The sequence below is a fragment of the Bacteroidota bacterium genome (assembly GCA_016706865.1).
In the GTDB taxonomy this organism is placed as follows: Bacteria; Bacteroidota; Bacteroidia; order Chitinophagales; family BACL12; genus UBA7236.
In genome coordinates this window covers 1,889,702-1,904,542 of sequence record JADJIS010000003.1, presented here as the reverse complement: position 1 = coordinate 1,904,542, position 14,841 = coordinate 1,889,702, and the positions used below count along the sequence as shown (strand labels likewise).

At 34.6% G+C, this 14,841-nt stretch carries 16 protein-coding genes; 9 read left to right on the top strand and 7 right to left on the bottom strand.

The features are described from left to right. Positions 1-154 precede the first annotated feature (154 nt). Positions 155-1,252, top strand: a complete 1,098-nt coding sequence (gene ychF / locus IPI31_17530) for a redox-regulated ATPase YchF (protein ID MBK7569625.1) — start codon at positions 155-157, stop codon at positions 1,250-1,252. Positions 1,253-1,935: 683 nt separating this feature from the next. Then, the gene (locus IPI31_17525; GenBank protein MBK7569624.1) at positions 1,936-2,505 is read left to right on the top strand and encodes a carboxymuconolactone decarboxylase family protein; all 570 of its coding nucleotides are present in this window, start codon (positions 1,936-1,938) and stop codon (positions 2,503-2,505) included. Positions 2,506-2,569: 64 nt separating this feature from the next. Here IPI31_17525 and IPI31_17520 read toward each other — a convergent pair whose 3' ends face one another. The 6 genes from IPI31_17520 to IPI31_17495 form a co-directional block, all read right to left on the bottom strand. Then, positions 2,570-2,953, bottom strand: coding sequence for a VOC family protein (locus IPI31_17520; protein ID MBK7569623.1), 384 nt, complete (start codon positions 2,951-2,953; stop codon positions 2,570-2,572). A 213-nt stretch (positions 2,954-3,166) separates the two neighbouring features. Then, positions 3,167-3,850 carry a hypothetical protein gene (locus IPI31_17515; GenBank protein MBK7569622.1) on the bottom strand — a complete coding sequence of 228 codons (684 nt, stop codon included), beginning with the start codon at positions 3,848-3,850 and terminating at the stop codon, positions 3,167-3,169. Positions 3,851-4,139: 289 nt separating this feature from the next. After that, positions 4,140-7,571: a hypothetical protein gene (locus IPI31_17510; GenBank protein MBK7569621.1), complete on the bottom strand. Its 3,432-nt coding sequence runs from the start codon at positions 7,569-7,571 to the stop codon at positions 4,140-4,142. Between the two features lie 102 nt (positions 7,572-7,673). After that, the gene (locus tag IPI31_17505; protein MBK7569620.1) at positions 7,674-8,414 is read right to left on the bottom strand and encodes an acyl-CoA desaturase; all 741 of its coding nucleotides are present in this window, start codon (positions 8,412-8,414) and stop codon (positions 7,674-7,676) included. Between the two features lie 77 nt (positions 8,415-8,491). Then, on the bottom strand, positions 8,492-9,022 hold the full coding sequence (locus IPI31_17500; GenBank protein MBK7569619.1) for a DinB family protein: 531 nt from the start codon (positions 9,020-9,022) through the stop codon (positions 8,492-8,494). A 26-nt stretch (positions 9,023-9,048) separates the two neighbouring features. Further along, positions 9,049-10,146 (bottom strand): metallophosphoesterase, encoded by a 1,098-nt coding sequence (locus tag IPI31_17495; GenBank protein ID MBK7569618.1) that lies wholly within the window; start codon positions 10,144-10,146, stop codon positions 9,049-9,051. 215 nt (positions 10,147-10,361) lie between these two features. Here IPI31_17495 and IPI31_17490 point away from each other — a divergent pair, with 215 nt between their 5' ends. Then, positions 10,362-11,420, top strand: a complete 1,059-nt coding sequence (locus tag IPI31_17490) for a CoA transferase (GenBank protein ID MBK7569617.1) — start codon at positions 10,362-10,364, stop codon at positions 11,418-11,420. Here the strand turns inward: IPI31_17490 and IPI31_17485 are convergent, their stop codons facing one another. Next, complete coding sequence (locus IPI31_17485; protein MBK7569616.1) at positions 11,421-11,723, bottom strand: YbaB/EbfC family nucleoid-associated protein; 303 nt, start codon at positions 11,721-11,723, stop codon at positions 11,421-11,423. A 70-nt stretch (positions 11,724-11,793) separates the two neighbouring features. On the opposite strand from IPI31_17485, the gene IPI31_17480 reads away from it, so the two are divergent. The 6 genes from IPI31_17480 to IPI31_17455 all read left to right on the top strand — a co-directional run bounded on the left by IPI31_17480 (position 11,794) and on the right by IPI31_17455 (position 14,763). Beyond that, positions 11,794-12,048: a hypothetical protein gene (locus IPI31_17480; GenBank protein MBK7569615.1), complete on the top strand. Its 255-nt coding sequence runs from the start codon at positions 11,794-11,796 to the stop codon at positions 12,046-12,048. A 10-nt stretch (positions 12,049-12,058) separates the two neighbouring features. After that, positions 12,059-12,523 carry an SET domain-containing protein-lysine N-methyltransferase gene (locus tag IPI31_17475; GenBank protein MBK7569614.1) on the top strand — a complete coding sequence of 155 codons (465 nt, stop codon included), beginning with the start codon at positions 12,059-12,061 and terminating at the stop codon, positions 12,521-12,523. Positions 12,524-12,605: 82 nt separating this feature from the next. Beyond that, positions 12,606-13,058: a C40 family peptidase gene (locus tag IPI31_17470; GenBank protein MBK7569613.1), complete on the top strand. Its 453-nt coding sequence runs from the start codon at positions 12,606-12,608 to the stop codon at positions 13,056-13,058. Positions 13,059-13,099: 41 nt separating this feature from the next. Continuing rightward, positions 13,100-13,573: a hypothetical protein gene (locus tag IPI31_17465; GenBank protein MBK7569612.1), complete on the top strand. Its 474-nt coding sequence runs from the start codon at positions 13,100-13,102 to the stop codon at positions 13,571-13,573. A gap of 136 nt (positions 13,574-13,709) precedes the next feature. Then, positions 13,710-14,237: a DUF4252 domain-containing protein gene (locus tag IPI31_17460; protein MBK7569611.1), complete on the top strand. Its 528-nt coding sequence runs from the start codon at positions 13,710-13,712 to the stop codon at positions 14,235-14,237. Positions 14,238-14,265: 28 nt separating this feature from the next. Then, the gene (locus IPI31_17455) at positions 14,266-14,763 is read left to right on the top strand and encodes a DUF4252 domain-containing protein (protein MBK7569610.1); all 498 of its coding nucleotides are present in this window, start codon (positions 14,266-14,268) and stop codon (positions 14,761-14,763) included. Positions 14,764-14,841 lie beyond the last annotated feature (78 nt).

The following is a 14,841-nucleotide window of genomic DNA, read 5'->3' as shown; positions in this document are numbered from 1 at the left end:
CAAAGTTCAAAGGCGCAAAATTTTTATAGTCGGCTTCCAAACCGTATTATCCGGATTCTCTGCCCAATTTTCTACCAAATCACTGATTTTTACATCAACAAACCCTATCTTTGCGGCCGTTTACACAGAACTATTAAATAATTATTTTTATAACATGGCTTTAAAATGCGGAATCGTAGGCTTACCAAATGTGGGCAAATCAACATTGTTTAATGCATTATCCAGTGCAAAAGCGCAGGCTGCAAATTTCCCTTTTTGCACTATCGAGCCAAATGTTGGCGTTGTAACTGTTCCTGATGACCGGCTCACAAAACTTGCTGAATTTGTGCATCCTGAACGTTTAGTTCCAACTACCATCGAATTTGTAGATATTGCAGGATTAGTAAAAGGTGCCTCAAAGGGTGAAGGACTTGGAAATAAATTTTTGGCAAATATTCGCGAAACGGATGCTATTATTCACGTGGTGAGATGTTTTGATGACCCTAATATTGTGCATGTGCATGGCGATGTTAATCCGATAAGAGATAAAGAGATCATCGACTATGAATTACAGATTAAAGATCTGGAAACGATAGAAACTAAATTAACAAAAAGTCAGCGCGCTGCATACATAGGTGATAAGGATGCAAAAAAATTAGTGGAAGTGCTAACTAATTTAAAAGCACACCTAGAACAGGGCAAAAGTGCAAGAAGTTTACATTTAGATAAGGAGGATTTTAAATTAATTGAAGATATGTGGTTGCTTACCATTAAACCGGTAATTTATGTTTGCAACGTTGATGAAAAAGAAATTCATGTGGAAAATGATTTCGTAAAACAATTAAAGAATGCAGTTAAAGATGAAGATGCCGAAGTGATAATTGTAAGCGCAAATATTGAAAGTGAAATTGCGCAATTGGATTCTTATGAAGATAAAAAATTATTTCTGGAAGATCTTGGTTTAAAGGAAAGCGGATTAAATACTTTAATTCGCGCAGGATATAAATTATTAAACCTCATCACTTATTTTACTGCCGGTGTAAAAGAAGTGCGTGCTTGGCCAATTCACAAAGGAACTTTGGCTCCCGGTGCTGCAGGAGTAATTCACAGCGATTTTGAAAAAGGATTTATTCGCGCGGAAGTAATAAAATATAACGATTATCTCAAATACGGCAGCGAGGCCGCATGCAAAGAAGCAGGTAAATTAAATGTGGAAGGAAAAGAATATTTGGTGGAGGATGGTGATGTGATGCATTTTAGGTTTAATGTTTAATGTTCTGACATGTAGTAGATCTCCTGCGTCGATCACTACATGTTTCAGTTCTGCGTTCTGAGTTCTTGGTTGGGTTCACTCACCACTGACCATTCACAGCTCACATGGAAAGTTTCCTAGGGTTGTAAAAGTTACAAGGTTAGCGGTGTTAGCAAGGTTTCCTACGGAGGAATATCTTCGGGTTGTCAATCCGATTAAAGTTTTTTATTTTTTGATTGTTATTTATTATTACCCTCTATTAAAACGGATCGGATACTTACGGTTGTCGATCCGATTAATGCCTGCCTCGCGATTGCAGGCAGACAGGTTCTTTATTCCTTGTTCGATACCTGTCCGACAACTGGCGGATTCTTTATTTTCTTTGTGTTTACATGGTTTGCAAAAGTTCCAGGGTTGCGATCCGATTGTTATTTTTTATTTTTTGATTGTTATTTGGCCCCCAGCCCCAAATCGGAGCTTTAGTTCACGTTTTTATTCAAATCAAAGTTTATTTCGGAGAATTAATCTCCAATGTTACAAACTGTTGACTGCCCACTGTTTACTGTTGACTTTTGCTTTATGGTTTACTAAAGTTCAAATGTTTGTATCTATATACTACATACTCAATACCCGCTACTTTTTCAAAAATACTGTAAATCTCATGCTGATCCACCCCATCTTCATTAAGTTTGTCGTAAAAAATCATGGCATACATCGAATTAAATAACCCGCATCCCGGAATACGGGGTTTGTTAAATTATAGTCCCGAAAGTGCCTATCCATTATTGTTGTTGGCCAATACTTTATTACACAGTGATAATTCAACATTGAGTAAAGGTGAAAGGGAATTAATAGCAACATATGTTTCCGGTAAAAACGATTGCACTTTTTGTCAGTTATCGCATGGTGCAGCTGCTGCACACCATCTTAAGGCTTCCCTGGAAGAAATTGAACATATTAAAAAGCACCCTCAGGATGTTCCGATTATTTCAGAAAAATTAAAAGCCTTATTGCAAATCGCAGGCAAGGTGCAAATAAGTGGAAAATCGGTAACTCAGGAAGATATTGATCTTGCAAAAAGTTTAAATGCCACAGATAAGGAAATTCATGATACTGTGCTTATAGCTGCAACATTTTGTATGTATAACAGATATGTGGACGGATTAAATACCTGGGCCGACAAAGATCCGGAGAGTTATAAAGACGCTTCCAAGCGAATGGCAGAAGAGGGTTATTTGAGAAAAGATAATATGGTTTTAATGAGTAAAGAATGAAATTTATGTAAATAAAAAATCCGGAACCCCGGATTTTTTATTTGAATTTTTCTGCGAAGATTGTTTATCCATTGGAATGTAATCCTATTACATTCCCTTCCGTATCTATAAAAAATGCCATAAATCCGAAACCTTGTCCAATGTCTGTTTTAGGCATAATAATTTGGCCACCTGCATCGGTAACTTTATCGAGTGCAGATTGAAGATCAGGATCTCCGTTCAAATAAATTTTCACTCCATCCGCACTTGGTTTATGCATTTCACTTTGCACTAATCCACCATTCACTTTTCCGCTTCCCGGGTTTGAAGGAAACATGGACATCGGCATATCCGGCATATCCATTCTTTCCATTTTGATGTCAAAAATTGTTTCATAAAATTTTTGGGCCCGGTCGAGATCTGCTACAGATATTTCAAACCAGTTAATTGAGTTTACATTTGCATCCATAATATATTTTTTTGAGTTTTTAAAGAGCCAAAATATAGAAATTAGGAGAATAAAAATGTTAAGAAATATTAAATGATGAAAACTTTACAATTTGTTTTTGCAACCTAAATTTTGCATTTATCCATAGGATAAGAATATAAATGATGGATTAGTTATTCCGATATTTTTAGCAGAGTAAATGTCAAAAAATCATTTTACAGGCATATTCATTTTCTATAGCGTTTTTTGGATGTCCATTAGAAAAGAGGAAATTAATTTATTTGTGACGATCTTTTTTTGAAAACTTCGGCTATGATATGTGTTTTTATGTTTTAGGGTTATCCATACTAAATCCGGGTTTTCTGAATCTTCTTCTGTTATATAGCCATTAGAAATGAAGTTTATGGAATTTTCTATAGATTTTTTATTTTTTGGAAATTTATTCTTTAATTTATTTAATTCCGGGATAAAATTTGCAAGGTCATTGAGTTCAATATATTCAATTCCAACTTCTACAACCCTTATACTTTTATCTTCTAATGCTTTTTTAATGAATTCGTTGGAAACTGACTTTTTAAGTTTGAATAGTAATATTTCAAAGATATTACATCTTATTTTCGAATGTTTGTCCTTCATTAACTGTAAACAAAGCTCTTGTATTTTAAGATAAGTATAAAATTGACTAACTATAAGGCCTGCAATTTGGTTGTAAATTTCATACCAACTATGTCTTAAACCCAACTCCAGAATACTTATTTCCTCTGCTGATATTTTACCATTTAATTTTAATAAATGTTTAATTCGAAGCAGGTCAACAATTAATTCCCTGTTTTTTTTATAATGGAATGACAAATCAGACTTTAGATAATAAACATCCATTTTTTTTAGTTCTATTTCCCCATTTTTATCAGTAACCATAGTTAAAGTTATCTCTTGTAAACATAATTTCCAATTTCATTTCTTTAATCCTTTTTTAATCCGTTAAATCCGCTCAATCTGCGCCATCGGCGTTCCTCTTTTTTTAATTCTTGCATTCTTTCCTACTTCATTCTGATCCCTTAGACCTCACAGTTTCCAAAATCATTGAGGCCATCTAAACCGTTTCATTTGTTAATTAATTAGTCTAGAAATTTGATCCGTCGCTGCGGATTGGTAGGAGCCCGGCTGTTCATTGGTACATTGGTAAATTTATTTCATTGGTACATTTTCAAAACACTGCCCTCATCTGCAATCTCCCCAAATGTGTAATATCGCTATCACCGGTTTTTCTTCCTTCATAGGATACTGTTAATTGAAGAATGGCAGAAAGTTTTCTGTCAATGTTCAAATTCCATAAAATATTGTTTCCATCTTGTAATCCTTCCAATATTGCATATCCCACAGGGGAATCCTCAATACCATTGAACTTAATATTTACCAACGAAATTTTAGAAGTGATGGTGCTTTTTGATACCACATTATATCTGATATCAAACGTAAATTCGTGACTCAATAAATTTTCCACGCCTTCGGTGTTATCGCTTTTTGTATATTGATAAAATACAGAAGTTCTGAAAACAGAACCTTTTATGTAGGTTAATTTTGGTTCAATTGTAAAATAGGGGATGGTATAATTTTTTTCCATAAATGCTTCGGAGATCAATAATTTGTTACCATTTGTATAGGCCAGATTTAATGTAAAAGGTGTGGCTATTTTGTATCGCATGTTGATCTTATGTTCTGCTTTTCCTCTGCTTTCAGGTCCGATAGTAATAACCTGCTTACTGAAATTCTCTAAATAAGAATAATCAATTCCAAACTTAGGAGAAGAGCGATTGAAATAAATTGTATTTAACCAATACATATTGGAACTAACCAGTAAACTATCATCAATTATTGTAAAGGGGACATATGAATTAAAACTCTGATCGTCCAAAACCTTTCTGGTTAATTGAAGCGATGATTGCGCGGCAAATTTTCCTATAAAACCTGCAAATCCAGGTTTGTTAAATAAAAGCACCTTGGGATTTAGTCCGATAGCATAATTAAAATTGCTGACATTCGACTGGATATATTCATCCGTGGGTATAAAAACCTGAATATAGTTTCCCTCATCAGCAAATGCTGCAATTTCAAACTCATTTAATTCCGGAATAGCATTAGTGTTATAATCATTCCAGGTATAATTACCCACTCCAGGTTCCACTTCAATAAATGTGTATTCTTTTTTAGGTTCCTGTCCCGTTCCTAATTCATAAAAAATATCAGAGGTAATTAATCCTTTTTTGATGACGAAAGCATTTTGTAATCTTCCCAATAATGATTTTTCAGGTTCTAAAAAGGTTAAACTGGTATCTACTATTTCTAAATTTCTATAGGATAGTTGCCAGGAAATTCTATTATTTACATTTTCATTTAATGCACCGCTCAAGGTGTAAGTGTTTCCTCTGGTTATATCGGCAAATTTACCGTTTACCGGTAATCGGTCGTTGCGCATAATTACATCGGCATAAAATTTATTTACAGCGGTATCTGCATTGGAAATAAAATATTTAAACTGATCGTAATAAAAACTATTACTTAATAAGGAATCAGATTCGGAATATACATTGTTGTGTTCTCCTTCATAATTAATACCTAATTTCCAATAATTTATTGCAGGAAAAATTTTTGCAACAGATAAGTTAGGCCGGAGGAAATTCGATTGGATCGTATCTGCATTGCTGTTCAAATAACTGCTGCTGGCATTAATTATCCATTGTTTAGTTTCAACGGTTCCTTTAAGTGCCTGTAAAAAACCGGTGTAATTTTTTTCTCTTATGAATGCAGAAGATTGTAATCCTATATTCCAGATATCACCGCCTGCTAAATTAAAATTGGCATTGGTATAATGTTCGTTCGTTTTTTCCGTTGAAAAAATATTCCAATCGCGATTAAATTCTACTGGCCGGTACCTTTCTGGAGGAGCGAAATTCATCTCAGTGAATTCGTAATTAACGGAACTACTGAGTATTGTTTTTTCACTGAATTTATGTAGGTTTTGATATTCAGTTCTATATGCAAGAGCAGAGTTGTCGGCATTATTAATATCACTGAAAGTATTTACATCATTATTTGTGACAGCAATTTCCCCGGTAATAAAATTATTCTCATTTATTCTATAATCCGCTGCAGCCGTAACCATTTGCGATTTTTTCGGAGCATTTAATAGTATTACAGGTTCTGCATAACCCTGTGGTATTCCTGCTATAGGAGCTACCCAGGTATATACGCGGCCATTTGCAAAAGTTGCACTCTGAATATAATTTCCATTATTTAATCCAAGTTCGGTGAAAGAAAGTACATATTTAGCAGAATCCGGATTTGCGGAATAAACAAATACTGAATCAAATCCAAGACTATCCACCATTTTATACATAATTCGCGAAGCATCGAATGCAATAGTATCTATACCTGAAGAAAATGCATATTGAACAGAATCACCTACTGCTTCTAAAATACTTTTGTCAAATGAGTCTATCGTTTGATCAAGTGGCTGATTTTTGCTATCCTGTTCGGCATATATATTTAATCTTAACTTTAACTTTTCATTTTCGGAAGTATATTCTGATCCGGAAAATACCAATGTTCTGAAGTAATTTTTATCGGAATATTCAAATTCCACTTGAACCCTTTTATCCTTTGTAAGTAATACGTTAGGTGTAAACGTAATTTCCCCCGCATTATAATCAATAATATAGTCGTTCTCAGAACCTCTCACCATTAATTTACCGTCGATATAAACTCTTTCTGTGCCCGCAAGAATTATAATAAATGTTTCTCCATTGTTCCCTTTTAATTTATAAGGACCTTGGTTTCCTTCCAAAATGGTCAGGTCTTGTTTTGCATAAATACCTTTTGCTACTGCAAGGTTTAATCCGGTGGTTAAACTCCCTTTATTTTCAAGGTCAAATCCTCCCGAATAACTCACGCCTTGCAACTTTTTATAATAATTTAAAAAATAACTTTTGGGTTTATAAATTTCGTAATCACCCATGGTTAGTGTTTGTTTATTTTTTGATAGTTGTATAAAAACTTTATCAAATTCCTGCAGCTGTTGTGTATTACCTTCTGGTTGAATGGGAATATTGTTATCCGTAATAGAGGCATTGATATTTACATCATTCTGTAATTTACCATTCATCTGGAGATTGAAATTCGAATTAACAACGATATCCTGGTTATTCCCGAAGGAAATACCTCGGGCAAAACTTCCTGAATAATCGAGCCCCGTAATATTTAAATAGGGATCAATATTCGTTAAAGAAACAGAGTAGGGGGTAAGATTAATATTTGCACTGTCGAATAAGTCGGGGTTCTTATTAAAATATTTTTTTGTAAATAAATAAGGAAATACTTTATATTCAATTAAAACCTGACCGGTAGTTTTTTCAGAAAATTGTATTGTAGAATGAAAGTGATCTATAGTATAAAGGGAAGAATCAATTGTTCTATAAATAGGAAGTGAATCTGATTCGTTGATTCCTGTTTCTTGTTTTATAATTACAGAACCCGGAATAATACTCAGACTGTCGAGAGTAATTAAATTATTGGAAACTACTATGATCTTTTTTCTTTCATTACTGCTTTGAGCAAACAGATCACAGGACGTGAAAAGCAAAAGTATTCCTAATAATATTTTCGTTGTTCTGTAAATACCCTGTCTTTTTATGGTAAAGATAAACCCTTGACAGGAAACGAATAAAAAGCCGGGAATCTTGTATCAGGGTTGCGGTTCCTGATTCAGCCTGATCACTTTAAGCGCACTTAACAATCGTATAACAGGATAAGTAGGATCAATTTCGAACCATTTGATTCCAAAATTAGGTCTGGCCAATAATTTATGATGATTATTGTGATAACTCTCACCCATCATAATAAGATCAATAGGTAAGAAATTCTTGGATGTATCAGGCGTATCGAAATTCCTGTAGCCATATTTATGTGCAAAATAATTGATGATGGCACCATGAACCGGACCGGTAAGTATAGTTATTGGTAATAATAACCACATCCACCATTGTGTAGCGATAAATGCATAAATAACAATGTAAATCGCGACCCAACCCAAACGGCTTAAACGACTACTTGCAAAATGGTCAAAACTGCGCCACATTGGGAGGTTTTTCATGAATTTTTCATCTACCTTGAGTCGATAGTTTTCAATATCGTTATAGATTATTTTGGTCTTCCACATCAACGGAAACAATCCTTTTGTATAACTCGGTGAATGTGGATCTTCTTCCGTATCGGTAAAAGCATGGTGCAATCTGTGTAAAATACCATAAGCATAAGGGCTTAAATAAGAAGACCCTTGTGTTAACCAGGTAAGTATATAAAAGAATTTTTCCCAACCTTTCGACATGGTAAACATACTATGTGCTGCATAACGATGTAGGAAGAAAGTTTGACAAAAGAGTGAAAGATACCAATGAGCTATAAAAAAAATTAGGAAGATGGTCATGCTATTATACTTATATTTTAGATTAACTTTTTTTTAAGAGTCTGCAAAGTTACCGTTTTTTTAATACAAATTTTGATCTATTTTCGTTCGTTCAGGTAGCTTTCTATCTGCCTTTTATGGTGCAAAAGGTGCAAATTCAGGAATTCCAAGGTCTGTTTTAAGGTTATTCGCCCGGCTAAAGGATGGCGAAACACTGCTTTATTGAGTAAATGGGGAGGAAATGACTCCAAAAGGTCGAAAAGCAACTTTTTTTGAGTTTGCCACTCAAATTCAATTTTTTCTATGGAATTGATTTCCGGAACCGCACTCACAACTTTCGGAGCTTTAAACTTTATATCACTTCTCAGTGCTGCATTGAGTAAAACTGATCTCAAACCTGTGGTAAAATTTGTATTGGGTATTTTTTCAGGATATTGAATTTTTTTTACTAAATATGCTGTAGTAATACTGATAGATATATTTATATGTGTAAGTATTTGTGCAACCGACCATTTGCCACTTGTAATGGGATCATTTAAACCGGCGTAGTTTAACTTCTCACATAAATTTAATAGTTGATCATAATTATTTACTAAAATCTGATATTGTTTTTCCAGCATAGATTGCATTGTGCAAATTAACTAAAAAAATGATCTTAGTTTGCACTGTGTAAAGTGAATAAAGTTATTTCAGGCAAAATCCCAACCCTACCAGGATATCCGATTACTCCAAAACCCCGGTTCACATAAAGATGTTGTTCTTTTTTGGAATATAATCCCGCCCATTGTTTATAAAAATATTTAACAGGGCTCCATTTTATATTCAAAAATTCAAAACCAAACTGCATTCCATGGGTATGTCCGGAAAACGTAATATCCACTTTTGCCGGATGGTCTAAAATTTCTGCTTCCCAATGAGATGGATCGTGAGATAATAATAATACAGTAAATGCATCCTGAATTCCGTCTAATGCATTTTCTAATTTACCATAAGTATGGAATCTTCCTCTTGCCGACCAGTTTTCAACTCCTGCAACAACAATTTTTTCTCCATCCTTTTCAATTTGTACATGTTCGTTGAGCAATAATCTCCATCCCATCTGCTTATGCAGGTCTTTTAATGTTTCCAGGTTTGCAATTTTATCTTCAGGATTTGACCATAACATATAATCTCCGTAATCGTGATTTCCAAGTATGGAATACACACCGTGCACTGCTTTTAATTGGGCGAATATCTCCACAAAATCCACTGCTTCTGCTGCGATATTATTTACAAGGTCACCGGTAAAAAACATAAGATCAGGGTTTAATCCATTTATTTTATCTACCGCTTTTTGTACTGCTTTAGTATCTGATAAACTTCCGGAATGAATATCGGATATCTGTACCACTTTTAATCCGTTGAAATTTTTTGGAAGTTTTAATAATTTCACAGGAACCTTTCGAATTTTATAATTATATACATTAAAAATTGCCCCGTAAACAAAGGTGAGCGTTAATACAGCGGCAAATGAAAGTGCGATAACACTCCAAATTTCTGATCGGCTTGTGCCGAAGATAAATTCTGAGTTTCCGATTAGCGATATTACTCCATTCACACCTAATTTGATCAATCTCACTGCATCTTCCATTAACAAAAAAAGCGATGTGAAAATTTTCGGAATAAATAATAAAAAGAAAATTGCCATCAACAATTGGCGCGGAATTTTAATTTTTTCCTGTAACTTAAAATTAAAATAAAGCAGGATACTCATAAAAATAAGAGCCGTTCCACCAAAGTAAATAAAAGGAAGCAGGTTATTCCCCGGAAATACTGTTATTAGCGCCTGATACGCATAAATCTCTATCGCTAATATAAAACTGAAAAAAAAGAGTCCTCTCGAATGCATGGTGTAGTAACAATTTAATGATTATAAAGTTCTGACGAACCCCTTAGCGATATATTTTATAATCTGTCTATTTTTGTTCCATGTTACGCGATCTGAAGGTAGTAGAATTAGCGGGAGTGCTTGCAGGACCTGCGGTAGGGATGTTTTTTGCAGAATTAGGTGCTCAGGTTATAAAAGTGGAAAATCCCAAAACCAATGGAGATATTACCCGCAAATGGAAGTTGCCGGAGGAGGATACAACATCACCAACTTCCGCTTATTTCGCCTCGGTGAACTGGAACAAACAACATGTTTTTCTCGATTATTCCAAAGAAAATGACCTGCAGAATATTTATTTAATTATTAAGGAAGCTGATGTATTGATATGCAATTGGAAAATGTCGGATGCGGTTAAATATAAACTGGACTATGAAACAATTAAAACAATAAGCCCGGGAATTATATATGCAAATATTTCAGGTTTTGGCGATGCTGATCCAAGAGTTGCATATGATATTGTATTGCAGGCAGAAACCGGTTGGATGTTCATGAATGGAACTCCGGAAAACAAAGCCCAAAAAATACCTGTTGCAATTGTTGATCTTTTTGCTGCACATCAATTAAAGGAAGGCATTTTAGTTGCCTGTATCAAAAAATTGCAAAGTGGTAAAGGTGCATACGTTTCTGTATCTTTATTTGATGCAGCCATTGCTTCCCTGGCAAATCAGGCGGCAAACTATTTAAATACAGGTATAATTCCTCAGCCTATCGGTTCATTACATCCTAATATTGCCCCTTATGGGGAAATTATTGCGACAGGGGATGGAAAGGAATTTGTTTTGGCAATTGGTAGCGACAAACAATTTTATGCGTTGTGTAAATTAATGGACTATAAAGAATTAATTACCGATGAGCGGTTTAATGCCAATTCCGCAAGAGTAATTAATCGCGCGATTTTATTGGATTTAATAAAGGATAGATTCCTCCAATTTAAAAGCGATGATCTGAAAAATAAATGTAACCTGCTAAAAATACCTTTAGGTGAAATACGCGATATGCAACAAGTATTTACCCAAAGCGCTGCTATCGATCTTATATTAAAGGATGCAGTTGGAAAACGCGTGCGTTCAGCAATTTTTAAGATCAGCACTGAGGAGTGATCACATCCCAAACAACCCCGATAATCCTCCACCCATTGCTGCCGATCGGGCTTCGGCTTCTGAAACGCTTTGAGCTTTTTCCATCGCCCTTTCTATAGCTATAAGCAGCAGATCTTCCAGATGTTCTTTATCGCCACTTTGCATTAATTCGTCGCTAATGGAGATATGTTTAACCCTTTTTGTGCCGGTAACAGTTACTAAAACCTTGTATTTTCCGTCACCGGATTCGCCTTCCACCGAAATTAGATCAAGTCTGGCCTGTATTTCATCCATCCTCTTTTTCATTTCCATAGCTTTTTTCATATCGAACATAACTTGTTTATTTTTTGTGCAAAGATAGGGGGATTGCTTAACTTTGCGCCAAAATTATTATATGAGTAAACGCAGTGCAAAAAGACGTATCCAGTATGAAATTGGAGATGCAATTGAAGAATTAGTTGTTCATGGTGGAACCACGGACAAGAATTTTGACCAAAAAGCAGAACAAATTTTCGCTTTACATGATCAGGCAATTTCCCGAATCAATCAGGCAAAAAAAGTAGAAGGTCGCAGTGCTAAAAAAGCGCATTTCAAACAATTATTTGCCGAATTCAAAGATGGTGTTAATAAAGTTTTAAATTCTAAATAATACTTTCGGGATGTCAAAAAAAACGAATAAGAAATCAGAAGTACACATAAAAACACTTACCCCATTTTTACCGGAGCATTTATTTGTGGCGCTAACTCCAGATAGGGGAAGAGCAGTATTTACTTCAAAAAAAATAAAAAAAGGTACAGTTATTGAAATAGCACCAATGATCGTGTTCAGTGAAAAGGACAGAAATGCCATTAACGATACCTTTATTTATGAATATTATTTTGAATGGGGTAAAAGTGGCAGAAAGGGAGCATTGGCATTAGGGTTTGGGTCTTTGTATAATCATTCCTATACTCCAAATGCAAAATACAACCCTGATTTCGATCTTAATATTTTGGAATTTGAAGCCGTTAAAGACATTTTACCAGGTGAGGAGATCACCGTAAATTATAATCTTGATCCTGATGATGACACACCGGTTTGGTGGGAGAGGGATAAAATAAAAAATAAAAAACAACACAGTTAATATGTTATTGAGGAAGTGCATCTTCACAGTTGTTCTTTGTTTATCTTTTCATTTGGCTTTTACACAATTAAATCCATGGTGGATGGATGAACAAAAGGTTGATTCTGCCGAAATAAAAGCACTGGCTATTTCCGACAGTGTGATCAACTATGCCAAAACATTTATGGGTGTTCCATATGTATGGGGAGGAAATGATCCGGATTCGGGATTCGATTGTTCCGGTTTTATTTGTTACGTGTATAAAAATTTCGGAATTAATTTGCCGCGAACCTCCGGTCAACAATTTGATGCGGGTTATCCTGTCCCATACAATGAAGCGAGAGTAGGTGATCTCATCCTGTTCAGCGGAACAGAAACCCAGGGAGGCGAACCGGCACATGTAGGCATAGTTATATCTTACGATGAAAAAACCGGATTTTCCTTTTTACATACTTCCTCTCCCGAATCAGGTGGCGTGCGTATAAGTAATGAAACACAGGAAAAATATTACTACAAACGATTTCTGGAGATCAGAAGAGTGATTAATTTTGACTAAATAATTTATTCTGCTTATTTTGGTCGGATCAAATATTCAGTATGAGCGATTATCTGCAAACAGGTATTGGAACAATTAAAGAACTTTTTACTTTTCTTTCCGACAGATCGAAATCGAAGGATATTATTAAAAATAATATTTTGCGTGAACTGCGCGATAATTTAAAATTACTCGAACACCGCGATAAAGAAGGTGTAAATATTAAGGCTATAATTGATGGACTTCAACTCACATCCGTTGGTGAAGCATATAAACAAAATTATAATTTTGATAAATTATTAGATCACAATAAAAAATTGGAGAAACATTTTATTCTGAATAAAAGTCAGGAAAAATATATTGGTTGGAATGCCGATAAATTTATATATAGTCTTGAAGGTAAAATTAAAGATCTTAAGAACTTACCTATACTATATACCGATATAACAAAAGCACCTGTCAACCTTTCGTTAAGGTTCGACAATCTCTACTATCAGTCTGTTTTATTCGTTCTCTTCATACGGGATAAGAAATAAATTAATTGCCTCATAAAGCCCATGTAGAGGGCATTTTGAGCTGTTTTAAAATCTTTTTTGATGCCTTCTGTAACTTTTTGCACTGCTGATTCGCCTTGTGCTGGTAAATCAATTAATTCATCGCAAAAACAACATTATGAAAAAAGTATTATTTGTACTAATCGCAATGGGTGCATCACTGGCAACATTCGCACAAACCACTCAGATAGATCAGTTCTTTCAAAAATATGAAGGAAAACCAGGTTTTACCTCTGTTAACGTTTCTGAAAAATTATTCTCCCTTGTTGCCTCCGCTGCATCTGAGGATGTAGAATTACAATCTGTTGTAGAGGGTTTAAAAGGTATCAAAGTTCTGGTATATGAAAATGAAGAAGGAAATACAAAATCAGGTGAGTATTACCGCGAAATTTCTTCCACATTATCGCTGAATAGTTATGAAGAATTAATGACCGTTAATTCAGAATTAGATAAAGTGCGGATTTTGGGTAAAATGGAATCTGACAAGGTGATTAATGAACTTTTGATACTTTGTGATGCAGATGGTGAATTTGTTTTAGTAAGTTTATTTGGAACCATTGATGTGGAAAAAATATCCAAACTTTCTAAATTATCTGATATTAATATTGAAGGCATGGATGAGTTGGATAATTTGGAAGATAAATAATTTTTATTTACGTTAAACAAAAAAAGATATGAAAAAGCTACTACTTATTTTACCTGTTATATTGCTGATCACATTTTCCGGCAAAACCTATGCATCTGATGCACCAAAATTTGACGATGATGCAACCAAATTAAATTTATGGATACCGGGATTTTTGGTGAAGATGGTTGCCGAGATAGCCGAAGATCATGTAGAAGGTGAGGAAGCAGCAGCTATCGATCTTATGCGCAAATTTGGTGGAATTACAATTTCCATTCGCGAAGGAGAATATTACTGCGATAAATCAGATAAAAAGATGACCCGCAAATTAAACAGAATGGAAAAACGCAATTTTGAAGATCTTGTAAGCGTAAAAAGTGAAGATGCTAATGTAAACCTTAGTATTCGTGAAAATAATCGCGGTAAAATAAAACGGTTAGTAGTTTTGGTTGATGAGCCGGGAGAAACATTTGTTTATGTAAAAATGCACTGCCGCCTATCAGTTGAGGATATCACCAAACTCACAGGTCAATTTGCCTCAAATTAAATTTTAATACTATTCATAGACCGAAGCAATATGCTTCCCAAACCGCAGTCAGGAGTGTCTGCGGTTTTTTTGTTTTAT